The sequence below is a fragment of the Corynebacterium poyangense genome (genome assembly GCF_014522205.1).
Lineage (GTDB): Bacteria > Actinomycetota > Actinomycetes > Mycobacteriales > Mycobacteriaceae > Corynebacterium > Corynebacterium poyangense.
This window is the reverse complement of the sequence record NZ_CP046884.1, coordinates 1,643,205-1,667,021: the sequence shown is the minus strand read 5'-3', so window position 1 is coordinate 1,667,021 and position 23,817 is coordinate 1,643,205. Positions and strand designations below refer to the sequence as shown.

At 52.2% G+C, this 23,817-nt stretch carries 21 protein-coding genes; 15 read left to right on the top strand and 6 right to left on the bottom strand.

The annotated features are described in order from the left end of the window. Positions 1-80 precede the first annotated feature (80 nt). The 4 genes from GP475_RS07805 to ileS all read left to right on the top strand — a co-directional run bounded on the left by GP475_RS07805 (position 81) and on the right by ileS (position 5,236). A complete protein-coding gene (locus GP475_RS07805) occupies positions 81-377 on the top strand; it encodes a YggT family protein (RefSeq protein ID WP_187973867.1) in 297 nt (98 codons plus the stop codon). 160 nt (positions 378-537) lie between these two features. After that, complete coding sequence (gene wag31 / locus GP475_RS07800; RefSeq protein ID WP_187973866.1) at positions 538-1,479, top strand: DivIVA-like cell division protein Wag31; 942 nt, start codon at positions 538-540, stop codon at positions 1,477-1,479. Between the two features lie 86 nt (positions 1,480-1,565). Beyond that, the gene (locus GP475_RS07795; protein WP_187973865.1) at positions 1,566-1,730 is read left to right on the top strand and encodes a hypothetical protein; all 165 of its coding nucleotides are present in this window, start codon (positions 1,566-1,568) and stop codon (positions 1,728-1,730) included. A 296-nt stretch (positions 1,731-2,026) separates the two neighbouring features. Continuing rightward, positions 2,027-5,236 carry an isoleucine--tRNA ligase gene (ileS, locus tag GP475_RS07790; protein WP_187973864.1) on the top strand — a complete coding sequence of 1,070 codons (3,210 nt, stop codon included), beginning with the start codon at positions 2,027-2,029 and terminating at the stop codon, positions 5,234-5,236. Here the strand turns inward: ileS and GP475_RS07785 are convergent. Continuing rightward, positions 5,225-5,455 (bottom strand): hypothetical protein, encoded by a 231-nt coding sequence (locus GP475_RS07785; RefSeq protein WP_187973863.1) that lies wholly within the window; start codon positions 5,453-5,455, stop codon positions 5,225-5,227. The two genes, ileS and GP475_RS07785, sit on opposite strands and share 12 nt — an antisense overlap. A gap of 271 nt (positions 5,456-5,726) precedes the next feature. Between GP475_RS07785 and GP475_RS07780 the strand changes: the two genes are divergently transcribed. Both GP475_RS07780 and GP475_RS07775 read left to right on the top strand, forming a co-directional pair. Continuing rightward, a complete protein-coding gene (locus tag GP475_RS07780) occupies positions 5,727-7,121 on the top strand; it encodes a DNA polymerase IV (RefSeq protein WP_187973862.1) in 1,395 nt (464 codons plus the stop codon). 269 nt (positions 7,122-7,390) lie between these two features. Continuing rightward, entirely contained in the window at positions 7,391-8,014 is a 624-nt protein-coding gene (locus tag GP475_RS07775) for a hypothetical protein (RefSeq protein ID WP_187973861.1), read from the top strand. Here GP475_RS07775 and GP475_RS07770 read toward each other — a convergent pair. Next, entirely contained in the window at positions 8,011-9,645 is a 1,635-nt protein-coding gene (locus GP475_RS07770; protein ID WP_187973860.1) for an ABC-F family ATP-binding cassette domain-containing protein, read from the bottom strand. The genes GP475_RS07775 and GP475_RS07770 overlap by 4 nt on opposite strands. Positions 9,646-9,704: 59 nt before the next feature. Beyond that, positions 9,705-10,640, bottom strand: coding sequence for a DUF6263 family protein (locus tag GP475_RS07765; protein WP_187973859.1), 936 nt, complete (start codon positions 10,638-10,640; stop codon positions 9,705-9,707). 133 nt (positions 10,641-10,773) lie between these two features. On the opposite strand from GP475_RS07765, the gene lspA reads away from it, so the two are divergent. From lspA to GP475_RS07750, 3 genes are read left to right on the top strand one after another with little or no spacing between them, the layout of a single operon-like run. Then, positions 10,774-11,274, top strand: a complete 501-nt coding sequence (gene lspA / locus GP475_RS07760) for a signal peptidase II (protein ID WP_187975852.1) — start codon at positions 10,774-10,776, stop codon at positions 11,272-11,274. After that, a complete protein-coding gene (locus tag GP475_RS07755) occupies positions 11,264-12,190 on the top strand; it encodes an RluA family pseudouridine synthase (RefSeq protein WP_187973858.1) in 927 nt (308 codons plus the stop codon). Before lspA ends, GP475_RS07755 begins: the two co-directional genes overlap by 11 nt. Continuing rightward, on the top strand, positions 12,187-12,795 hold the full coding sequence (locus GP475_RS07750; protein WP_187973857.1) for a hypothetical protein: 609 nt from the start codon (positions 12,187-12,189) through the stop codon (positions 12,793-12,795). The genes GP475_RS07755 and GP475_RS07750 overlap by 4 nt, the downstream gene beginning before the upstream one ends. Here GP475_RS07750 and rarD read toward each other — a convergent pair. Then, positions 12,734-13,603 carry an EamA family transporter RarD gene (gene rarD, locus GP475_RS07745; protein WP_187973856.1) on the bottom strand — a complete coding sequence of 290 codons (870 nt, stop codon included), beginning with the start codon at positions 13,601-13,603 and terminating at the stop codon, positions 12,734-12,736. The genes GP475_RS07750 and rarD overlap by 62 nt on opposite strands. A 61-nt stretch (positions 13,604-13,664) precedes the next feature. On the opposite strand from rarD, the gene dnaE reads away from it, so the two are divergent. Together dnaE and GP475_RS07735 are read left to right on the top strand one after the other, a co-directional pair. Beyond that, positions 13,665-17,228 carry a DNA polymerase III subunit alpha gene (gene dnaE / locus GP475_RS07740; RefSeq protein ID WP_187973855.1) on the top strand — a complete coding sequence of 1,188 codons (3,564 nt, stop codon included), beginning with the start codon at positions 13,665-13,667 and terminating at the stop codon, positions 17,226-17,228. Between the two features lie 109 nt (positions 17,229-17,337). Continuing rightward, positions 17,338-18,543 (top strand): cobalamin-independent methionine synthase II family protein, encoded by a 1,206-nt coding sequence (locus GP475_RS07735; protein WP_187973854.1) that lies wholly within the window; start codon positions 17,338-17,340, stop codon positions 18,541-18,543. A gap of 53 nt (positions 18,544-18,596) precedes the next feature. On the opposite strand, the gene GP475_RS07730 is transcribed toward GP475_RS07735, so the two are convergent. Then, the gene (locus GP475_RS07730; protein ID WP_187973853.1) at positions 18,597-19,274 is read right to left on the bottom strand and encodes a YoaK family protein; all 678 of its coding nucleotides are present in this window, start codon (positions 19,272-19,274) and stop codon (positions 18,597-18,599) included. Between the two features lie 160 nt (positions 19,275-19,434). Here GP475_RS07730 and ilvA point away from each other — a divergent pair, with 160 nt between their 5' ends. Further along, positions 19,435-20,712: a threonine ammonia-lyase IlvA gene (gene ilvA / locus GP475_RS07725; RefSeq protein ID WP_187973852.1), complete on the top strand. Its 1,278-nt coding sequence runs from the start codon at positions 19,435-19,437 to the stop codon at positions 20,710-20,712. Here the strand turns inward: ilvA and treZ are convergent. Then, positions 20,709-22,454, bottom strand: a complete 1,746-nt coding sequence (gene treZ / locus GP475_RS07720; protein ID WP_187973851.1) for a malto-oligosyltrehalose trehalohydrolase — start codon at positions 22,452-22,454, stop codon at positions 20,709-20,711. The two genes, ilvA and treZ, sit on opposite strands and share 4 nt — an antisense overlap. A 51-nt stretch (positions 22,455-22,505) precedes the next feature. Between treZ and GP475_RS07715 the strand changes: the two genes are divergently transcribed. From GP475_RS07715 to GP475_RS07705, 3 genes are read left to right on the top strand one after another with little or no spacing between them, the layout of a single operon-like run. Then, positions 22,506-23,159, top strand: a complete 654-nt coding sequence (locus GP475_RS07715) for a YigZ family protein (protein WP_187973850.1) — start codon at positions 22,506-22,508, stop codon at positions 23,157-23,159. Between the two features lie 10 nt (positions 23,160-23,169). Then, positions 23,170-23,394, top strand: a complete 225-nt coding sequence (locus GP475_RS07710) for a hypothetical protein (RefSeq protein ID WP_187973849.1) — start codon at positions 23,170-23,172, stop codon at positions 23,392-23,394. A 19-nt stretch (positions 23,395-23,413) separates the two neighbouring features. Then, positions 23,414-23,803: an RNA-binding S4 domain-containing protein gene (locus tag GP475_RS07705; RefSeq protein WP_187973848.1), complete on the top strand. Its 390-nt coding sequence runs from the start codon at positions 23,414-23,416 to the stop codon at positions 23,801-23,803. Positions 23,804-23,817: the final 14 nt, after the last annotated feature.

Genomic DNA, 23,817 nt, shown 5'->3' with positions numbered 1-23,817 from the left:
CACCGCAGGTCCAGCAAACCCGTGAGGTTCAACCCACGGGTTTTCGCATATTTTACGCACCTTTATTAGGCTTTGATGGCGTGACTAACGTTGGCTTGATTCTGTTGTTTCTGATCCGGGTGTATCTCTATTTGGTCATTGGTCGGGTCCTGGTGGAAATGATTTTTAGCTTTTCGCGTAATCCTCAGCCACCTCGCTGGTTTATCCGTTTAGCTGAACCGATTCTCTTTATGACAACCGATCCTCCCCTAAAGCTCCTGAGAAGAATTATTCCGCCAGTACGGATGGGCAATATTGCACTCGACGTAGCGGTACTTGTTTTATTCTTCTTGTTGATGATTCTGCAGATGCTAGTGGGTGGATTGCTGATTAAGTGATAATCTCTAAAAACACTTTCAAAAAATTGCATCCCAATACACCAATGTTGGGGTGCAACAGGCTAGACTTGTCAACGAAAGTCCGTACGATAACGTTAGGGAATAAGCTGTCACTCGGTTTACGCCGGTTGACTGGGCAGACCAAGCGAAGGGAATGTCAATGGCGCTGACACCAGCAGATGTGCACAATGTGGCTTTCAGCAAGCCGCCGATCGGCAAGCGGGGCTATAGCGAGGATGAGGTAGACCAATTCCTTGATCTCGTTGAAGACACCCTAGGCCAGCTCCAAGATGAAAATGATGAGCTGCGTCAGCGTGCTGAGGAGCTGGAGGCTGAATTAAACGACGCTCGCAAGTCGGGTGCTGGTGCCGCCACAGCCGCGGCCGCACGTAGCAGTGCCCAGGATGAGCAAGCTCTGCGTAGCAAGATTGAAGCTGAGCTACGTGGAAACTATGAGAAGCAATTAGCTGAGGCTCGCTCCCAGGCGCAGAAGGCGGAAGCTGCTGCTCGCGAAGCTCAACAGCAAGCTGAGAAGGCTCGTGCTGAAGCAGATAAGGTTCGCTCTGAGAAGCCGGCCGCCGCTGTTAGCCAGCCGCAGCAGGCTGCTCCTTCGGCTGCTTCTGGACTGGCTACTGCGGATACTCACATGCAGGCCGCTAAGGTACTGGGCTTGGCACAAGAGATGGCTGACCGGCTTACCTCCGATGCTCAGGCTGAGTCCACCTCGATGATCGAGGAAGCTCGTGCCGCCGCTGAAAAGCAGCTGGCTGAGGCGGATAGTCGCTCCCGTAGTGTTGTTTCTCAGGCAGAACAGCGCGCTGAGAAGACGGTTTCTGATGCTAATGCTCGGGCCGAAGTCCAGGTTCGTAACGCTGAAGAAAAAGCGGCAGCGTTGCAAGCCGATGCAGAGCGGAAGCACTCTGAAATCATGGCTACTGTTAAGCGTCAGCAAAGCGCCCTGGAGAACCGTATTAGCGAGCTGCGGACCTTTGAACGCGAATACCGGACCCGGTTGCGTACCCTGCTGGAAACCCAGCTGGAAGAACTGGATGCCCGTGGCAGCGCCGCTCCGGATGGTCGTACCGAAACCAAGACCAACTAATCCTTTGCGGATGCGCACTCCCCACGTAGTTTCCCAAACCGCGTGGGGAGTGTTGTTCTATGTTCATCCCGTGAAAAGAGGAACCCGTGCTTAGCCTGGCACTCCTATGCGCCATTCTGGCCTTCATATTCCTGGCGCTAGCAATAAAATCCAGTTTCATCCTCTGGATCATCGGCACCATCAGTTTTGCCGTATTAGGGGTAATTTTCCTCGGTATTGATATTTTTCGAAAGCAGAATTCGCGCCGATAAAACCGCAGGTTTATACTATTACTCATTCGCTTTCTCGCCTGCGATGGAGGTGGGGAAGCACCACTGCGATGATCCGGCAATCACCGGGGAGCATTCCGGAAGAACGGTGACGGGCTGTGCCCTGAACTTACTAGAACCGGACGGGTGGATCCGTCATCATCCTTCACCGCAATGAAGTGGAGTTCTCATGGGGCGCGTGCCCGTGAGACATGAGGAACTCAAGCAGGGTGGTACCGCGCGGTTAGCTTCGCGTCCCTGCATCTCTGTGACTGCTAAAGCGAGTGAAGGAGTAAAAATTGAGCGATAAAGTTGGCGGAGTTTATCCCAAAGTTGATGTGACCGGGGGGTCAACCCGATTTCCTGATATGGAACGTGAAGTTCTGAAATACTGGGAGCGCGATAACACTTTCCAGGAGTCTCTCACGCAACGGGAGGGGGCAGATGAATTTATCTTCTATGATGGCCCTCCTTTTGCTAACGGGCTGCCTCACTACGGGCACCTGTTGACTGGTTACGTAAAAGACATCATCCCTCGTTTCCAAACCATGCGTGGGAAATTAGTACCCAGGGTCTTTGGTTGGGATACTCACGGTTTACCTGCTGAATTAGAAGCTGAAAAGCAACTCGGGATTAAAGATAAAGGCCAAGTCGAAGACATGGGTTTGGCCACCTTCAATGAGTATTGCGCTGAATCAGTTTTGCGCTATACCGAGGAATGGAAGGAATATGTCACCCGGCAGGCCCGGTGGGTGGATTTCGAGAATGGCTATAAGACCATGGATCTGGATTTCATGGAATCAGTCATGTGGGCCTTTAAAACTCTCTATGACAAGGGTTTGATCTACCAAGGATTCCGGGTTCTACCGTATTCCTGGGCGGAACACACTCCCTTATCCAACCAGGAAACCCGGTTGGATGATAGCTATAAGATGCGCCAGGACCCTACGCTGACAGTGACGTTCCCGATCACTGGAGCTGAGAAAAACTCTCCTGCTAGCGCAGCTTTAGATCAGTATCCGGAATTAGCTGAGGCGGCTGCTCTGGCCTGGACGACGACGCCGTGGACGTTGCCGTCAAACCTGGCTTTGGCTGTCAACCCGGGCGTCGACTATGCCTTAGTAAAAGTCGGCGAGGACACCACTGTTCCGGAATTTCGTGGCCAGCTTTTCCTGTTAGCGGATTCTCTCCGTGGGGAATACACCGCGGAATTAGGTAAGGACCATGAGGTTGTGGCACAGATCCCTGGAAAGGATCTTGAAGGGTTGTGCTATCAGCCAATCTTCGATTTCTTTGCGGATCATCCTCATGCTTTCCGGGTCCTCGTTGCTGACTATGTCACCACTGAGGACGGCACCGGCATAGTGCACCAAGCACCGGCATTCGGTGAAGATGATATGAACACCTGCGGTGCAAACGGCATTGAACCTGTCATTCCGGTCAATATGGATGGGCAATTCACCAGTCAGGTTTCTCCCTACGAAGGCCAGCTTGTCTTTGACGCTAATCGAAACATCATCAAAGACCTTAAAGCGGCCTCCCGGGTGGTGCGGCATCGGACCATCGAACACTCCTATCCACATTCCTGGCGGTCTGGAGAGCCGCTGATCTATATGGCTTTGCCTAGTTGGTTCGTCGCAGTCACCAAGTTCAGAGATCGAATGGTGGAGCTCAATAGGGAAGAGGTGGAATGGATTCCAGTTCATATCCGCGACGGGCAATTCGGGAAATGGCTGGAAGGTGCCCGCGATTGGAATATCTCCCGTAACCGCTACTGGGGTTCACCCATTCCAGTGTGGGTTTCTGACTCGGAGGAATATCCCCGAGTAGATGTTTATGGATCCTTGGATGAACTAGAGCGCGATTTCGGCGTACGGCCGCACAGTTTGCACCGGCCCTACATTGATGAGCTCACTCGTCCTAACCCTGATGATCCCACCGGAAAGTCCACCATGCGTCGGGTGCCGGAGGTGTTGGACTGCTGGTTTGAATCAGGCTCAATGCCCTTTGCGCAAAAGCATTATCCGTTTGAGAATCGGGACTGGTTTGAAACCCACTCTCCAGCAGATTTCATTGTGGAATACTCTGGGCAAACCCGTGGGTGGTTTTATACCATGCATGTGCTCGCCACAGCCCTATTTGACCGCCCGGCTTATTCGCGAGTGGTCGCACACGGCATCGTCCTTGGTGATGATGGACTAAAGATGTCTAAGTCTAAGGGCAACTACCCTGACGTCAATGAGGTTTTTGACCGAGACGGCTCAGATGCCATGCGCTGGTTCCTGATGTCATCTCCGATCCTTCGTGGCGGGAACCTTATCGTCACCGAACAAGGGATTAGGGAAGGGGTTCGCCAAGCTCTCTTGCCCATGTGGAATGCCTACACTTTCCTTCAGCTTTATTCTGCGCGTGAGGCAACCTGGTCCACGGATTCTCCTGAGGTGTTGGACCGCTATATTCTTGCCAAACTTCACAACGTGGTGAAGGTTGTGGGAGACAGTCTCGAGGCGATGGACATTGCATCGGCGTGTGATGAGGTTCGACGTTTCTGCGATGTCCTGACCAACTGGTATGTGCGTCGATCTCGAGATCGGTTCTGGGAGGGTGAGCAGGAGAACGCTTACGCTTTTAATACCCTCTTTACCGTGCTCGAAACCCTGACTAGGGTGACAGCTCCGCTCTTGCCCTATGTGTCCGAGGTAATTTGGCGGGGGCTTACCGGAGGTCGGTCTGTGCACTTGACCGAATTCCCTCATGCGGAGGATTTCCCTGCTGATGATGAGCTGGTTGCCACCATGGATGCGGTGCGAGCAGCGTGTTCTGCGGCTTCCTCGGTGCGTAAGGCGCATAAACTCCGTAACCGGTTACCCCTTCCCCGGTTAACCATCGCCCTGCCGGGAGTCAACAAGCTGGCCGATTTCGCGGATATCATCCGGGATGAGGTGAATGTCAAAGACGTCGTGCTCACCGACGACGTGGATTCTGTCGGCACCTTTGAGGTGGTCGTGAATGCTCGGGTGGCTGGTCCTCGCTTAGGTAAAGATGTTCAAACCGCCATCAAAGCGGTGAAGTCAGGCAACTATAACCGGGAAGGGGACAAGGTTAACGCCGGCGGTGTGGTATTAGAACCGGATGAATTTAGTGAACGTCTAGTAGCTGCGGACCCTGAATCTACCGCCCAGATTGTTGGCCTGGATGGCTTGGTGGTGCTTGACATGAATGTCGATGAGGCGCTAGAAGCAGAGGGCTGGGCAGCGGATGTTATCCGTGGGATTCAAGATGCTCGCAAAGCCGCCGGTTTAGAGGTTTCGGATCGGATCGCTGTTGTCCTCTATGTTCCTGAGGACAAGGCTGAATGGGCGCGACGCCATGCTGAGCTAATTGCCGGCGAAACCTTGGCCGTGGAGTTTAAGGTATCCACCGACCAGCCGGATTCGGGTGATACTGGCGTTTACCAGGTTATCCAAGGAGTACAGGTCCACTTAGCGAAAACAGAGTTATCTAGCTAGCTGAGATAAAGCGCGTTCGCGGAAGTTTTCTAAGCGAGCGCGCTCTTGAGGTTCAACCTGTGCGAGAACCCCGTCTCTTGTGTGATCTTCCACATCGGCGATTTTCACGATCCGAGCTAGGTCATGCGCAGCTATAGCCTCAAGCCATTGCTGTTCTGTCTGGTCAGAGGAGGGGGTCATCAACTGCACCGCTTCGATGAGCGGCGGGGTAAACCCCATTTCTTGGAGATCAACAGCACTGATATCGGTGTCACGGAAGATATGGTGAAGCCAACTGGATGCTACAGCTTCCGGGGTGCCGCCTTGTTCCCGAACTAAACCACTAACCCTGGTGAGGTGATCAAGGAGGGGGCCACCGGTATGGTCGAGCTGATTGTGGTGCTCTTCGCGCGCTAAGGTGACTGCTTATTCAATAAGATGAATCTGATCCATGGTTGACTAGCTTAGCTATATTCCATCATGGGCACAGATATTCGATAAACTTCACACTATGTCTCGCTGGGTGCTGCACATTGATATGGACGCGTTTTTTGCGTCGTGTGAGCAGCTGACTCGCCCCACTCTTCGAGGTCGCCCCGTGCTAGTCGGTGGACGCGGAGGGCGAGGCGTCGTGGCCGGAGCTTCCTACGAAGCCCGCAAATATGGTGCCCGCTCTGCGATGCCCATGCTTCGAGCTCGAGCCTTAGTCGGTAGCCAGGCGGTAGTGGTCCAACCTCGCAAGGAGGTGTATCGTCTTGCGTCCCGTCGGGTTTTTGACATCCTTCGCAGAGAAGTCGGTCTAGTTGAGCAGCTCAGTATCGACGAAGGATATATAGAGCCCGCGGAGCTTGTGGGATGGGATGCTCACGAGGTGGAGAAATGGGCCAATAACCTCAGAGCACAAATCCGTGAGGAAACCGGGCTACCTTCTTCTATTGGTGCAGGATCAGGAAAGCAATCGGCGAAAATCGCATCGGGATTAGCAAAACCGGATGGGACGAGGGTAATTCCAGCGCAGCTTCATGACGAAATTTTAGGGCCGTTGCCGGTGGGGAAGCTGTGGGGGGTGGGTCCTATGACTCAGGCGAAACTTCGGAGTCTAGGAGTTAGCACCATCGCTGATCTTGCTGCGTTAAGCCGTCGTGAGATTATCTCCACCTTGGGAAGCACTATTGGCCCAGGGCTATGGGATTTAGCCCGAGGTATTGATGACCGACCAGTTGCACCACGTGCCGTTGCTAAACAGGTATCGACAGAGCACACCTATCCTGAGGACCTCACCACGCATAACCAGGTCGATGCAGCAGTCCTCCGTGCCGGGAAAGGGGCACATCGCCGGCTAAAGGACGATGGTCGCGGTGCACGAACCATTTCGGTGAAGCTAAGAATGTCGGATTTTCGGATCGAGTCTCGGTCAGTAACTTTGCCCTATGCCACCGATGATGTCGACACTCTCCTCGCTATGGCCAAAACCCTTATTCGCTACCCAGATGAAGTCGGGCCCATCCGTCTTGTGGGAGTCAGTTTCTCTGGCCTGGAGGAAGCTCGACAGGATGTTCTCTTCCCTGAGCTTGATCGGCATATGCCGCGTCGCGTATTTCAGGACACTGATTGGGAAATAGGGGTTCGCAGTACTCCGGAAGAAAAAGCAGCGGCTGAAGCTCGCTTGGAGATTCAGGAAACACAGCACGACACATGGTTTCCTACTCAAGATGTCACCCATCCGGTGTTTGGACATGGCTGGATCCAGGGGGTCGGACATGGGGTGATCTCGGTGCGGTTTGAAACGAGAACCACAGGACCTGGGAAAACTCGCACCTTTACTGAGGATGATCCGGAGCTGCGTCCTGGAGATCCCATTGAAAGTTTAGATTGGCATAACTGGATGAAAACCCAAGAAAACTAGAGAATAGTCTACTGAACACCTGATATTTTCCCTAGAGATCTTTTCAGGCTCGGGGAGGGAAAAATCACAGTGGGTACATTGTTCTTGCGGTGGGCTGGCGTATTTTATCCCCGAAGTACAGGGCAAATGGGTGGAAAGTGCATTGATCTAGGGTAAAAAAGAAGCTTAGATTTTCCCTGGACGCTGGGTCATCCTCCTGGTGCGAACTACCCCAAGGTTGTGGTGGTTGGTAGCATAGGCCAGTCAAGTGTCGAATAGAGGAGTTTTCCGTGAAGCTAACCCGAATTGCCGCTGCCACCGCCGTGTTGGCAACCGCCGTCACGCTGACCGCGTGCTCCCAAGATAAGGGGAGCGAGGAATCCAGCACTTCCGCTGCTAGCTCCTCGTCGTCTGCTGCTGCCATGCCGGAGCTGCCTTCTGCCGCTGATCTTAATGCGGTGATTGCTGCGGCGACAGATCCGAATTTGCCAGTCGAAGAAAAAGCAAAGACAGTTCAAGAGGGGGAAACCGCGACCGATCTCTTTAGTGTTCTTGCTGCCCGCAAAGCCGAACTCGGGTCCAACTTTGAAGTTCAAGACCCAGTTCTCCCGGGATACACCAATGACAGTGTGCTGGCGACGTTGATTTATACCGAGGGGGAGCGTCACGAAGAAATCCAGGGCATTACCTTTGTCCATGAGGACGGACATTGGAAACTCAGCAAGGCTGATGCCTGTATTTTGATTACCAGCGCACTCCCTCCGGAGCAGGTTCCGGCGATGTGTAAGGACTCGTTACCGCCGGCTGATGGGCAACCTGCCCCCGGTGGCCAACCGGCTCCTGATGGGCAACCCGCCCCGGCTCCTGCGCCAGGTAGCGAGGCGCCAGCGCCAGAGCAGCCCGCCGCTCACTAAGGTTGCCGTAGCGAAGCGTTGATTGGTTCTAGCTGGAGTATCCGTGCTCGCGGATGCTCCAGCCATCTTTTTCTAATCCAGCGATCATGGGTGGCGAGTACAACAGTGCCCTGGTAAGAATCCAACGCATGTTCTAATTCCTCAGCGAGCGCCAAGGATAGATGGTTGGTAGGTTCGTCGAGCAATAATAAATCCGGTGGCTGGGCTAATAACTGTGCCAAAGAAACTCGGCGGCGTTGCCCCAAAGACAAGTCGTGGAGCGGCATCGTGGCTTGGGCTTCGCTCAGGAGTCCCAATTCAATAATGATAGGTCCGACGATGTCAAGCGGAGTTTTGGCAAGATTAGGCCAATAATCATCTTGGTTGAGCCGTCCGATGCGGATATCCTCAGGAATTCGGATTTCCCCTCGATCTGGCGGTAGTTTCCCGTCGATGACGCTGAGCAGAGTAGATTTTCCCGCCCCATTGGGGCCAAGGATTAGCAGTTGTTCTCCGGGTTGAACCTTCATTGATAGCGGTTCTAGTCGTTGGTCTACGCCCAGCCCCCGGGTCCATACAATCGGTTCACCTACCGCAGTGATGGGGGTATCAGGTATTCCCTGAAACCGCAGTGGTTGGGGTGGCGGCGGTACCGCCTGCCGCTCAAGAACGTCCAACCTATTTAGCGCACTTTTAACTCGGTGCGCCTGAGTTCTTGCTGCTCGGTCCGCAAAGAATTTCTTGGCCGACTTCGTTTCACTCTTCGATGTGTTGTGGTGAAAAATATCGCTTTCTTGCTGGCGCGCCCGAGATTCGAGCCGTTCTTTTTCCTGCTTCTGCGAGTTATATCGTTCTTGCCAGCGGTGTCGAGCATCTTCTCGGGCTTTTAAATAGTGAGAAAAAGAACCAGAAAATGAGGTTCCCTGGTGGATCGGGAGCCCGTCTCCGCCTTCGGGGCTTAATGCCGGGTCTAAATCGACAAGAGATTGGGCTACTTGATCCAAAAAGTAGCGGTCATGGCTTGCTACGAGGACTGGGCCAGAGTAGGCGTTAAGTTCTCCGATAAGAAAATCCACCCCGGCATCGTCGAGATGATTGGTAGGTTCATCGAGGACCAAAGCATCGGTGGGTCGAAGAACGAGTGACGCCAAAGCAAAACGTCGGCGTTGACCGCCTGACATTTCTCTCAGCGGGGTATGTAGCGATACCTCAGCTAAACCAAGACCAGATAAGACAGTGGCGATCCTGGCATCAAGATCCCATAACCCAGATTCTTCCGCCTGGGCTAAGGCACGATCAAACGCCTCCGCTGCAGCTGGATTGTCTAGTTTCCCAGAGAGATCCTCGATTCTACTTTCGATAGCTCTCAGTTCAGCGACGGCTTCCTCAATGACATCAGCCGCGGGGGCTTCTGGGGGAAGAGAAATTTCTTGAGCTATGAAACCGGTAATTGGCGGGGTGTAAATGACGCCGGCATCGGGGGTAAGTGTTCCGCTAATGATTTTGAGAAGAGTGGATTTTCCAGCACCATTTTCCCCGATTAACCCGGTAACTTTACCTGCTGAAACACTAAAGGAAATATCGGTTAAAACTCGGTGAGTCGGGTAAGAAAAACTTACCCCATCAATATTGATATGTAGTGGGGAGGGCATGGCGAATTCCCCTAACAGAAAACCATACTGCGGACAAAGTTACTGATAATTCTCTCACACTATTCTGCGGAGTTAAATTCTAAGCGGGTTGTGGAATCCTGGACAATGCGGATGGGGGAGGAGTCTTCACCATAGATAACGCGAGTTGTTCCGCCGAAGCTCCCTGACGTCGGCAGGGCAGTTTTAAGATTGACGCTTACGGTGCCGGTTATATTGCTGGTCGAATGCAACACATTCAGCGTGTGATTATCGGCGTGAAGAGCACCGAGAGTCGGGCGCTGTTGCACCTGGACCCCAAGTTCGATGGTATCTCCTGACATGCTTTTCACGGTGTAGGTTGTGGTCTGGAGGAACGCATCATCAAGCGCCACTCGTGTTTCCACCTGCCATTGGGCGCCCACTCCAATATCTTCGGTGGGGAAAACCACTTGATAGGCGCTGATGATTTTGAACAGAGATTCGGTGTGCTCGCGTGCTTCTTGGGTGGCCTCTACAGGTGCTGCAATTTGTACCTCGGAGACCTGGCCGTTATCTTGGGCGCGCCATCCATAGCGAAATCCTTTTGCACTGGATAGCTGATTTGTGCTTTCTGAATCTCCGGTATCTGGCTCAGAGGTCAGTCGAAGTTCTACGGCACGGGTTGCTGGGGCTCGCGATTGCTCCTCATTGGAACTAGGATCAGTGGTGTCCACCTCCAGGTCCAGTCGAGTTTTTTCCATCTCCCCACCAGGGGAACTGGGGGCCTTGTCATCCAGGGAAGCGGCCTCAACAGTCTTTTGCTGAAATCCTTTGCTGATTACGACGCCCCTGGTGGAGCGATTTTCCCCCTTATCCTCGTAGGCTGCAGTCATCTTCGGAGCTTGTCCGGTTGACAGCACCGTGACCTTAGGAGCATCCAAGGTCAGAGCTACCGCTTGTTCAGTAGCTGGGGGTGGCGGTGTGGATTCACATCCACTTAATAAGACCGGGCCGCACACACCGACTAGAAACAGCACACCAACGCGGGATATACAAGAGGAAATTCGCACACGCAATAATCTACCGGCCCAAAGTGGAGAATTGTTAAGTGAATACGGAAAGATAGAAACCGTGATTGTGGAAGAAGCAACCTCAGTGCGACTCCAGAGGATGAAACGCGCTGCGCCGATTGTGATTGCACTTGTGGCGTTGCTAGATCAGCTTTCTAAATCTGTGATCGTCGCCAACCTAGCTCCTGGCCAGCCTCTCTACCTGGTGGGAAACTGGTTTCGATTCCTCCTCGTCTATAACCCCGGCGCAGCTTTTTCTTTCGGCACCGGAGCAACCTGGGTTTTCACCTGCATCCAAATCGCTTTTCTTATTCTGGCGGCTATTGTCATCCCCCGAATCAAAGACTCGTGGTCAGTATTAGCTTTAGCTTTGGTCGCAGGAGGAGCACTAGGAAACCTTATTGACCGTTTATTCCGTGAACCCACATTCTTTCTAGGGCACGTGGTGGATTTTATTTCGGTCGGGAGCTTTGCCATCTTTAACCTCGCAGATTCTGCAATTACCTGTGGGGTTATTGTTTTCCTTATCGCCTCGTTAACCGAACAGCGGCGCGCGAGTCATCGCCAAGCCACAGACCAGGAGGTAGTTAATGAGCCGTGACCTACGCACCCTACCGGTCCCAGAGGGGCTTGCCGGCATGAGGGCCGACGCCGCCTTGGCACGATTACTCGGGTTTTCCCGTACCCAAGCAGCCGATTTATGCGCTGCCGGTGATGTTCATTTGGATGGCAAAGCTGTAGCGAAGTCGGAACGCCTCTATGAAGGCGGGTGGCTTGAAGTTTTACTTCCTCTCCCAGAGGCCCCGTTAGTCCCCAAAGAAGAATTAGTCGAGGGCATGGATGTCCTGTATTCAGACTCTGATCTCATTGCGGTGAATAAACCAGTAGGCGTTGCAGCTCATCCCACAATCGGGTGGGAGGGTCCCACCGTGGTGGGGGGTCTGGCGGCCGCAGGTTTCCGCATCTCTACCTCAGGGCCTCCAGAACGCAAAGGTATTGTGCAGCGGTTGGATGTGGGAACCTCAGGCGTCATGGTGGTGGCTGCCTCCGAGCGCGGATATTCCATTCTCAAGCAAGCATTTCGAGACCGAAGCGTGGCAAAAACCTATCACGCTTTGGTTCAAGGCCATCCCGATCCATTTTCCGGAACTATTGATGCACCTATTGGTCGCCATCCTTCAGCAGGCTGGCGTTTCGCCGTTACTAGTGAGGGAAAACATGCTGTTACACACTATGAAACTCTGGAAGCATTTCAGGAAGCAACACTGCTGAAAGTTCGTCTAGAAACTGGGCGTACTCATCAAATCCGGGTCCATATGTCGGCTATTCATCACCCGTGTTGTGGCGACCCCATGTACGGCTCAGATCCTGAGTTGTCTCAGCGTTTGGGGCTGATCAGACAGTGGTTGCACGCGACGTCGCTCGGGTTTCATCATCCGGCTGACGGTCATTTTATGGAAATCACTGCGCCCTATCCGGAGGACCTCAGTCACGCCCTGGAGGTATTAAGACAATGACTTCTCAGGCGCGTTCTCAACGAATAGCTTTTGTACTTCTTATCATCCTGGTACTTGGTCTTGCGGGGTTATGGATGTTGGGGCAAAGTGATCGAACCAGCAAACCCATGCCGCCGAATGGGGATACCCTCGGCCCAGCCTATGACGAATCATGGGAGCACTACCGGGCTCGAGCTGACGCCAGTTTCGTTACTGCTCAAGACGAGGCACCTAACCAGAATGCGTGGTCAATGGTGGTTTTCCAACCGGCATTATTAGCCCAGGACGTTTCAGACATCACGGCGCCACTGAACAGAGTCAGTGCGGTAATTAGCGGGGCCGAGGCAGCACGAGAAATCCCCGAACCAACTGACGGTCACAGCCGAGCCGACGTGTTCTTGAGCAATGGCCTGGGGAATGAAGACCACCCGATTAGTGCTGTGATCGTGTGGGACACCCCTACGGCGTTAGCCGCTCTGAAGTCTGATGCCCGAGTAGCAAGCGTCGAAATTTTACTCCCGGATGCTTCGTGGGGCCGGTTTGGGATACGCCCACCTTTGTGGACTAACCAGTCGGCTGAGGTTTCTTCTTCGGCCGGTGCTGAAGTAAATCCAGAAGGTAGATAGCTACCGCCAGCCAGATGATAAGGAACCCTAACCATCGTTGGGGAGAGATGGTTTCGTGGGTGTAGTAGACCGCCCAGAGAAGCTGGAGGCTGGGAGTCAGGTACTGAAGCATTCCGATGGTGGACAGTGTTAATTCTTTGGCACCTAAACCAAAGAGGAGGAGGGGAATGGCGGTGACTAGCCCCGAGGACAGGAGCCAAAGGTCGTGGCTAAGACCTAGATGTAAAAAGGTTGCTTGTTCGGATTCGCTGAGATACATGATGTAGGCGAGAGCAAAAGGGGTGATGGTGATGGTTTCAGCTGTTAGTGATCCCGCTGCAGAAATATTGATCTTCTTTTTTAATAAGCCATAAAAACCGAAGCTTAGCGCTAACGCTAGGGAAATATAGGGTGGGTGTCCGCCTAGAAGGGCTAAATATAAAACCCCTACAATTGCCACCACAACAGCAGTAATTTGGAGTTTTCTTAATCTTTCGTCGAGAAGGAACATGCCTAAGGCCACGCTGACGAGTGGATTGATGAAATATCCTAGGGCAGCGTCCGCGACGTGGCCGGAGTTGACGGCAAGGATATAGATAAACCAGTTGATGGCGATGAGAAAACCAGCTAAACCCATGACTCCCCAGGTTCGGACAGAAGCCTTGGTCAGTTCCCGCCAGCCTCGGATGAGGCTGAGATAGATCACCATGATGACCATTGCCCATAAGATCCGGTGACTGAGGATCTCGAGCGGGGAGGCAGGCTCTAGCATGGGGAAGTAGGCCGGAAATAATCCCCAGAGCAAATATGTCAGCAGGCCGTAAACCATGGCAAGCACCTTACTTCATGGGGATTCGAGCATGGTTCATGGAGGGGTTAGACTAGCCGACATGGCAAAAAAGTCTTCCTTCGTTCATCTGCATAATCACACCGAGTTCTCGATGCTCGACGGGATGGCTAAGATTGACCTGCTCGCTGAAGAAGTGAAGCGCCAAGGCATGCCAGCGGTGGGCATTACTGACCATGGCAATATGTATGGGTCAGATGCTTTTTATCGAAAGATGGTCGCTGAAGGTATTAAGCCAATCATCGGTATCGAGTCTTATTTAGCCCCTTCCAGTAGATTCAATAAGCAGCGAGTTCGCTGGGGTGAACCGCATCAAAAGTCGGATGACGTTTCCGGTTCAGGTTCTTACCTACACCAAACCATGTTGGCCTTGAACTCCACCGGGTTGAAGAATCTTTTTTATCTATCCTCCATGGCTTCTTATGAAGGGCAATTAGGCAAATGGCCGCGAATGGATGCTGATCTTATTGCCGAACGAGCCGAAGGAATCATCGCCACGACCGGGTGTCCCTCTGGTGATGTCCAAACCCGCCTGCGCTTGGGGCAATTTGATAAAGCGCTCGAGGCGGCAGCGATGTGGCAGGATATCTACGGGAAAGATAATTACTATCTGGAACTGATGGACCACGGCTTGTCCATTGAACAGCGAGTTCGCAGCGAACTTCTCGAGATTGGCCGGAAGCTTAACCTTCCCCCGGTGGTGACCAATGACTGCCACTATGTTCTGGAATCTCAGGCTGAAGCGCATGAGGCAATGCTGTGCGTGCAGACCGGGAAAACTCTGAGTGACCCAAACCGTTTTAAGTTCGACGGCACCGGGTATTACATCAAGACCCCGGAACAAATGCGGGAAATGTGGGATAATCTGGTACCCGAAGCCTGTGATAACACCCTTTTAATCGCGGAACGGGTGGAATCCTACGAAGAGATGTGGGAATCACATCCGATGGATCGGATGCCTATTGCCGATGTCCCTGAGGGCCACACTCCCACTAGTTGGTTAAGGCATGAGGTGATGGAGGGCCTTCAAGATCGCTTCCCGAATGGCACTGTTCCTCAGGAATATATTGATCGTGCTGAATATGAAATCAATGTTATTGATATGAAGGGTTACCCCTCATATTTCTTAATCGTGGCGGAACTGATTAAACATGCCCGATCGGTGGGTATCAGGGTGGGGCCCGGTCGTGGCTCAGCCGCCGGTGCCCTGGTGGCCTATGCGCTTACTATCACCAATATTGATCCCATGAGCCACGGGTTACTCTTCGAACGTTTTCTTAACCCCGAACGCCCATCAGCACCTGATATTGATATCGATTTTGATGACCGCCGTCGTGGGGAAATGGTTCGTTATGCAGCCGACCGCTGGGGTGAGGATAAAATTGCCCAAGTTATTACCTTCGGTACGGTAAAAACCAAGCAGGCTATCAAAGACTCTGCTCGGGTGCAGTATGGTCAGCCCGGATACCAGATTGCCGATCGGATCACCAAGGAATTACCTCCCGCCATCATGGCGAAAGATATTCCACTTTCTGGAATCACAGATCCAGAACACCCCCGCTATGGAGAAGCCGCTAATGTGCGGGCACTGATTGAATCTGATCCTGACGTCGCGAAGATTTATAAGACCGCCCGCGGTTTGGAAGGCGTCGTTCGTCAAGCCGGTGTCCATGCTTGCGCCGTCATTATGGCCTCGGTGCCGCTGCTAGACCATATACCGATGTGGAAGCGGCCCAATGACGGAGCCATCATCACCGGCTGGGACTATCCGGCATGTGAAGCCATCGGTCTGTTGAAGATGGACTTTTTGGGCTTGCGCAACCTCACTGTCATTGGTGACGCCCTAGAAAATATTCGGCAAAACCGCGATGAGGAATTGGACCTTGAAGGCCTCAGCGTGGTTGATGACGAAACGTATAAGCTGCTTGGTCGGGGCGAAACCCTTGGTGTGTTCCAGCTCGATAGTGGTGGTATGCAGGAGCTACTAAAGCGAATGCAGCCCACCGGTTTTGATGACATTGTGGCTTCTTTAGCGCTTTATCGCCCTGGCCCTATGGGAGTTAATGCTCACTGGGATTATGCTGACCGGAAAAATGGTCGTAAACCCATTACACCCATTCATCCTGAGCTTGAAGAACCGCTTAAGGACATTTTGGATGAAACCTATGGTCTGATTGTGTATCAGGAGCAGATCATGAGGATTTCTCAGAAGGTCGCTAATTACACCGCCGGTGAAGCTGATGGTTTCCGAAAAGCAATGGGGAAAAAGAAACCTGAAGTGCTGGCTCAGCAATATGAGAAATTCTCCAGCGGGATGAAGCAGAACGGGTATTCCGAGGATGCTATTAAAACCCTGTGGGATACGATTTTGCCCTTCGCTTCCTATGCGTTTAATAAGTCCCATGCTGCGGGATATGGGTTGGTATCTTTTTGGACGGCTTACCTTAAGGCTCATTACACCGCAGAATATATGGCGGCGCTGTTGACATCTGTGTCGGATAAAAAAGATAAGTCGGCCATTTATTTAGCTGATTGCCGCCATCTGGGTATTCGAGTGTTGTCTCCAGATGTTAATGAATCTCGGCATGATTTTATGGCGGTGGGCAAAGATATTCGATTTGGACTTGGAGCAATCCGGAATGTCGGCGATGAAGTGGTGGAATCTATTATCCAAAGCCGTGAGAAAAAGGGTGAATTTAACTCTTTCTCGGATTATTTGGACAAAATCGACACATTGCCGTGCAGCAAGAGAATTACCGAATCCTTGATTAAGGCAGGTGCCTTTGATTCCTTGGGGCATTCTCGACGCGGTTTAGCTCTCATCCACGAAGACGCCATCGATAGCGTGATCACGACGAAGAAGGCTGCCGACAAGGGGCAATTTGATCTTTTTGCTGGTTTCGGTGGCGATGACGCCAACGAGGCTCATAGTGTTTTCCAAGTAGAGATCCCTGATGAGAAGTGGGACCGCAAACACGAGCTGGCCTTGGAGCGAGAAATGTTGGGTCTCTATGTCTCCGGACATCCGCTCGATGGCTATGAAGAAGCTCTAGCAGCCCAAACAGATACAGCATTGACAGAAATCTTGTCAGGTGAACTTCGAGACAAGGCAGAAGTAACCATCGGCGGGATTATCTCAGGGGTTGATCGTCGTTTCTCTAAACGAGATGGCTCGCCCTGGGCTATCGTGACCGTGGAAGACCACAACGGCGCCCAGGTAGAACTCCTCGTCTTTAACAAGGTCTACGCCTTGGTGGCGTCGCAAATCGTGGAGGACAATATCATCCTGGCGAAAGCACATGTGTCCATCCGAGAAGATCGGACGAGCCTTTTCTGCGATGATATGAAGATGCCAGATCTGGGGCCGGGAAATGGTGCCGGATTACCGCTTCGTCTCACCATGCGTACCGAGCAGTGCAGTCCTCAAACCATTGCCCGATTAAAGGCTGTCCTTGAGCGAAATCCAGGCGAAAGCGATGTGTATTTGAACCTTGTTGCTGGGGAGAAATCGCAGGTGATGATACTTGGTGAGCATCTTCGAGTTCATCGTGGCGGGGCACTGATGGGGGACCTTAAAGCGAACTTAGGGAAGGAAATTATCGGTTAGCTTCATGCTCGATGCGTCGAACTTTGAGGACCCCTGCTGGAGGTCTATGAACCGCATGGTCTATTTTGGATGGTACTAACAACACCAGAAGATCATGAAGGGATAACTTGTGAGCAGCAATAAAATCCGGACTACCCATGTGGGGTCGTTACCACGCACTCCGGAATTGTTGGAGGCTAATCTTCGACGTTCAGCAGGAGAAATCGGAGACGAAGAATTCTTTGAGATCCTGCAAAATTCCGTCGACGAAGTCGTCAAACGCCAAGTTGATCTGGGTATCGACATTATTAACGAGGGCGAGTATGGCCACGTAACATCCGGAAAAGTTGATTACGGCGCCTGGTGGAACTACGTCTTTACTCGGCTAGGTGGATTGACCATGACCGACGAAGATCGGTGGGCAAATCAATCCGTGGTGCGTTCTACTCCGGGAAATATCAAGCTCACATCTTTTTCTGACCGCCGGGACCGCGAACGCTTCCGCGAAGCCTATGAAGACCCCACCTCTGGTATTTTTAGCGGTCGAGCTCAGGTGGGTAACCCTAAATTTACTGGGGAGATTACCTATGTCGGTCACGACCAGGTGGCTGCTGATCTGCAACTGCTACGTCACGCCATGACGAAATACAATGTGCACGACGCCTTTGTTGCGGCGATTTCACCCGGCTCGGCGGCCCGCTTGACTGATGAATACTATGGTGACGATACTGCTGTGGTGAAAGCCTGTGCCTCGGCCATGCACCATGAATATAAGGCCATCACTGACGCTGGGTTCACCGTGCAGTTGGACGCCCCAGATTTAGCTGAGGCATGGGATCAAATCAATCCAGAACCCTCGATTGAGGATTATCGGGCGTGGATTCGGATCCGGATAGACGCTATCAATGACGCCTTGGAGGGGTTGTCGAAAGAGCGAACCAGGCTTCACATTTGTTGGGGCTCCTGGCATGGGCCGCATAGTACCGATGTACCTTTTGAAGACATCATTGACGAGATTCTGCGTTGTAACGTGGGCGGTTATTCCTTTGAAGGAGCGTCTCCGCGGCACGCTCATGAGTGGCGAGTATGGCAAAACCATGAGCTGCCGAAGGATACCGTCATTTATCCTGGGGTGGTTTCTCACGCTATGAATGCCATCGAACATCCGCGTCTGGTAGCAGACCGGATTATCCAATTCGCTGAATTGGTAGGTCCTGAGCGTGTTATAGCCTCCTCCGACTGTGGTTTGGGAGGACGACTTCATCATCAAATTGCCTGGGCAAAATTGGAGTCATTAGTCGAAGGCGCTCGCCTTGCCACTAAGGAGCTGTTCTAGGTGGAGAAGAGGGTGCACCACCAGATCAAGGTGCACCCTTTATATATGACAATCTAGAGCTCTGATCCGGTATATCTGCGCCATTGTCTCGTGATAATGGTGACAATAAAACCTAAACAAATAAGGCCGCAGGCAATCCATACCGAATTGAGATTCAGGTGCATATAGCTAATTCCACCAAGAATGGAACCGCATGCTAGTGACATCCACAACAGCAGATGATGAATCCATATTTTATGATTTTCGCCGAATAAGGCGCCAATAAACCTTTGGGCCGTTTTCACGAGGGTTCCGGTGGCATAGGTCAAAGAAATAGACACTTCTCCGTCTTTTTCAAAGACACTATTCATGGAACCGACAACAAAAGACAGCGTTAAAATAGCGGCGCTTGGGTAGTCATAATAGACCAAGACAGCTGAGATGACGCTGGTGACAACGACGAAGCCTAACACTATCTCCATGGAGCGATCAGCGGTGAGGAAGCGTTCACTGGTTCTTCGGATGACTGACCCTAGCATCACCCCCATGAGGAATAACGCCATTAAACCGGCTGCTTTGCCCGCTGCACCCCACAGGTGTTCCGTTGCCGAGGCAGTCATTCGGGTTGTGTTGCCTGACATAAAGGAGAGGAAGAAACCTCCTAGATAAATAAAACCGATTGCGTCGATGAAACCAGTGATCGAGGAAAGATACCATGCCAAGAGACGTTCTCCTAAGCGGTACTCAGTCATTTCTTAAAAGACCTTTCTAGAAGAGTGGATCGTCGATCATTCTTACTGGTTGGTGTTTTCCATTTAACTACAGTTGGTGCCACCGTGAAGAAAAGTAAAATAGGTATTTTCTGCCGTGGAGATTCGAGAAATTGGGCGTCCAGTATTAGGATTTGAATTCATGACCACACAGCAATCCACCATCGAAGTTCACGCTGCCGATATTCAACAAGCCCAAGCGCGGATTTCGACGGTGATTGCTCAAACCCCCTTGCAATACTGCCCACGGTTGAGTGAACAAACCGAGGCGGAGATTTATTTAAAGCGTGAAGATCTGCAAGATGTTCGCTCTTATAAGATTCGCGGAGCGTATAACGCCATCCGGCAACTGAGCGAAGAGGAAAGACAGCGCGGTATTGTGGCCGCTTCAGCGGGAAATCACGCCCAAGGGGTCGCTTATGCTTGTCGCACCATGGGGATTACCGGGCGGATCTATGTTCCGGATAAGACCCCTAAGCAGAAACGGGACCGGATTAAGGTTCATGGCGGAGACTATGTGACCTTGGTCGTCACCGGAGCTAGTTTCACCGAAGCTGCCGCGGCAGCGCAAGCCGATGCAGAGGAGACCGGGGCGACAATTATTGAGCCTTTCGACGCTCGGGATACCATCATCGGTCAGGGGACCGTCGCAGCTGAGATTATTTCTCAGTTGACTAGTCAAGGTAAATCCGCCGATACCATTGTGGTTCCCGTGGGTGGGGCAGGACTGCTCAGCGGAGTGGTCTCCTACGTGGCGGATATGTCTCCGAGAACTACTGTGGTGGGAGTAGAACCTCGTGGAGCGGCCTCGCTCCAAGCTGCGTTGGCTCATGGAGGACCGTTGACGTTGACCAGCGTGGATACCTTCGTCGATGGTGCAGCAGTGAAGCGTATTGGTGATTTGACCTACCACATTGTGGAAAAGAACCAAGGTCGGCTTCATATTATGGATGTTTCCGAGGGTGCGGTGTGTACTGAAATGCTCGATCTTTATCAAAATGAGGGCATTATTGCTGAGCCAGCCGGTGCCCTCTCAGTAACCGCTTTACGGGAATTAAAGTTAAGCCCGGGGGAGATTGTGGTGTGCATTATTTCCGGGGGGAATAATGACGTACTGCGATATGCGGAGATTGTAGAAAGATCACTAGTTCACCGTGGACTAAAGCATTATTTCCTCGTGGATTTCCCTCAAGAACCGGGTCAGTTGCGTTCTTTCTTGGAAGATATTCTTGGCCCTCATGATGATGTGACTCTCTTTGAATACCTCAAGCGCAATAACCGGGAAACGGGAACTGCTTTAGTGGGGTTGCAATTAGGGAAAGCTAGTGACTTTGATCCGCTAGTACAGCGTATGGAGGCGTCCCGGATTTCTTGCCGGCATCTCAAACCGGGAACCCCCGAATACGACTTTTTGACCTAACCCCACGAAGGCTCCGTGACAAGAGCAAATTCCCACGGCCCCAGATCCGTAGAGTGGGAAGATACCGTGGGCTCAGAAAAGGAATATCGCAGGTTTCCTCCCACCGGGACAGTTAACGGCTGTGTGGATAAATTGGCAATAAGAGCGACGTCTGAATAGCCGAACGCAATCCACGGCGTGTCCTCGTCTCCGATCTCCACGTTTAATGAGCGCCACGTGTCTCGGTCCAGATGATATTCTTTGCGCAGCTGAAGCAATTGACGGTAGGCGTTGAAAATTTCCTGCTCAGTGGTGGTGAAATTCCAATCTAACACCGCGGAGTGGAAGGTTTCAGGATCGGCCGGATCTGGAACTTCTGATTCATCCCAGCCAGATCGGGCAAATTCATGATATCGCCCTTCTTTGGTGAGCCGGTTTAATTCAGGATCCGTATGGGAGCAGAAGAAAGGGAACGGTGTTTGGGCCCCGAATTCTTCTCCCATAAAGAGCATGGGGGTAAAAGGAGAACAATAAATAATTGCTGCTTTAAGGACTTGCTGGGTAGGAATGAGGTTCATAGACGGGCGATCACCTCTGGCTCGATTCCCAGTTTGGTCGTGAGTTGTGGTGTAGGTGATGAATTTCCACGGTGGAACCGCAGAGGTATCAACGGGGCGACCATGGGTTCGTCCTCGGAATGAAGAATAATCGCCGGCAAATTTATATGCCCCAAGCAGAGTTTTTTTCAGATCCGAAGGAGAACCGAAATCGGCATAATAAGCGTGTAATTCACCAGAAACTAAGGTATGCAATGCATGGTGAATATCATCCGCCCATTGCGCAGCAAGACCATAACCACCGGCTTCGACCTTGTTGATAAGGCGGGGATCGTTCAAATCCGATTCCGCAACAACCTGACGCGGGATCCCGGACTTTTCTGAGACCTCGTCAGCGACGTTTTGAATATTTTCCATAATGGAATATGCGCCGGTGTCATCATAGGCGTGTACTGCGTCTAAGCGAAGGCCATCTATGTGATAAACCTCGAACCATAATTTGACGGCATCGAGAATGTAGCGTCGGACTTCATCAGAGTCTGGGCCTGAGATATTAACAACCTCGCCCCATCCAGTCATCGAACCGGGAAGAGCATAGGGGCCGAAAAGGCCGGTATAGTTTCCGTCTGGCCCAAAGTGGTTGTAGACCACGTCGAGGTAGACAGCTAAGCCTTTGAGGTGCGCGGCGTTTACTAGGCGCCTGAGACCATCAGGTCCGCCGTAACCATCGTGAACGGCGTGCCAGGACACGCCGTCATATCCCCAATTACGGTTGCCGCCAAAAGGCTGTACCGGCATGAGTTCGATAGTGGTTACTCCAAGATCAACGAGATAATCAAGATGGTTAATAACACCATCGAAGGTGCCCTGGTTGCTAAACGTTCCGACATGCAGTTCATAAATGACGCTGCCAGGTAATTGGCGTCCGTGCCAGTCATGGTCCTGCCAAGAGAAGTCTGGGTCAATAATCTCACCTAAGCCGTGAGGGCCATCAGGTAAGGATGTGGCGCGAGGGTCAGGAGCAACCACCTCGCCGTCGATCCTAAACCCATAACGCAATCCAGGCGTGGCGGGAACTGTGCTACTCCACCACTGGCCCGATTTATGCATGGGGTGAATATGACGTTCCCCCTGCGAATCTTCGGTAACTAATTCCACGAGCTGTGGACGTGGTGCCCAAACATCTATCACAGAATTTTTAGTCATAGGGTCTACCGTAAGACAGTTGGTGTTCGCATGCCACTAGACTACTGGGCCATGTATAGCTGTCCTGCAGAGAATTTCCGTGGAAGCTGTGAATGGGAGGTTCAGCGTTCCCGTTTTATTTGCGTGATAGGTCGGATACAGAGTGAAAAAGAAGCGCGACAGTTTATCGATACTGTTCGCCGAGAATATCCGGACGCTCGTCACCATTGTCATGCCTTCATCGTGCACAGTACCGACGCCCAGCCGCGCGCATATTCCAGTGATGATGGGGAACCTGCCGGAACTGCTGGTAGGCCTATGTTAGATGTCCTCCAGGGCAGTGGATTACAAGACGTCGTTGTGGTGGTTGTTCGATACTTCGGTGGCATCAAGCTAGGAACCGGAGGGCTAGTAAAGGCTTATTCCCATTCCGTGACGTTGGGATTGGAATTAGTGCCCAGGGTGATTCGTAGCCGTCAAAATCTGTATCGCGTGGAGATAGCTCACGCTTCGGCGGGGAAATACCAGGCTGAATTCCGAGCGCGAGGACTCAACATTATTGAGGTGAAGTATGAGGAAGCGGTTCGTCTGTTATTGGCATGTGCGCCAGAGGAAGAAGACTACGTCAGAAACCTTGTGGCCGCCGTGACTCAGGGCGAACATGATGTAGTGGAAGCCGGACAACGATGGGTTGACATTCCAGAAGAAACCCCAGTCCGTGGTTAGAATTAAGGACATGAGTCTGCAAAACTATTCCAATAATCCAATAGCCCGACGAAAAGCAGCCGTTCGCCGCTACACCCGCAACGGCATTATCTGCGTTGGCGCTGGTGTGGTAGGAGGCGCGATTTTAGCGCTGATGTCATCTCACGTTTTCCTTCTTTTAGGGCTTATTGTTGCTGTGGTGGGAGGAACGTGGAACTGGATGAAAGTGAAAGAGATTATTAACCACCGGGATTAGTATTAACGCTAGGGGAACAATGGCTGCAGGGTTTGGTGGAAACCCGGTTCGAGTTGATGCGTGGGTCTGGGCAGTGAGATTGGTGAAAACCCGGAATGCGGCTGCTCAAGCATGTCGAGCCGGCCATGTGAAAGTTAATGGAGTATCGGTGAAACCTGCCCAACAGGTAGTGCCTGGAGATCGGATTCGGGTGTGGGTGAATCATCGCGAACACGATGTGGAAGTAGTCGATACGCCGCGGAAAAGAGTGGGGGCGCCAGTGGCCCGGACCTGCTATATCGATCACACCCCACCCCCGCCGCCACGAGAAGTTCTGGCGGCACTCCCAGTCCGGGATCGAGGTAGCGGGAGGCCCTCGAAGCGGGAGCGACGAGAACTTGATCGTCTTCGAGGCTATTCCAATCAATAATCGGCTAAAGATGT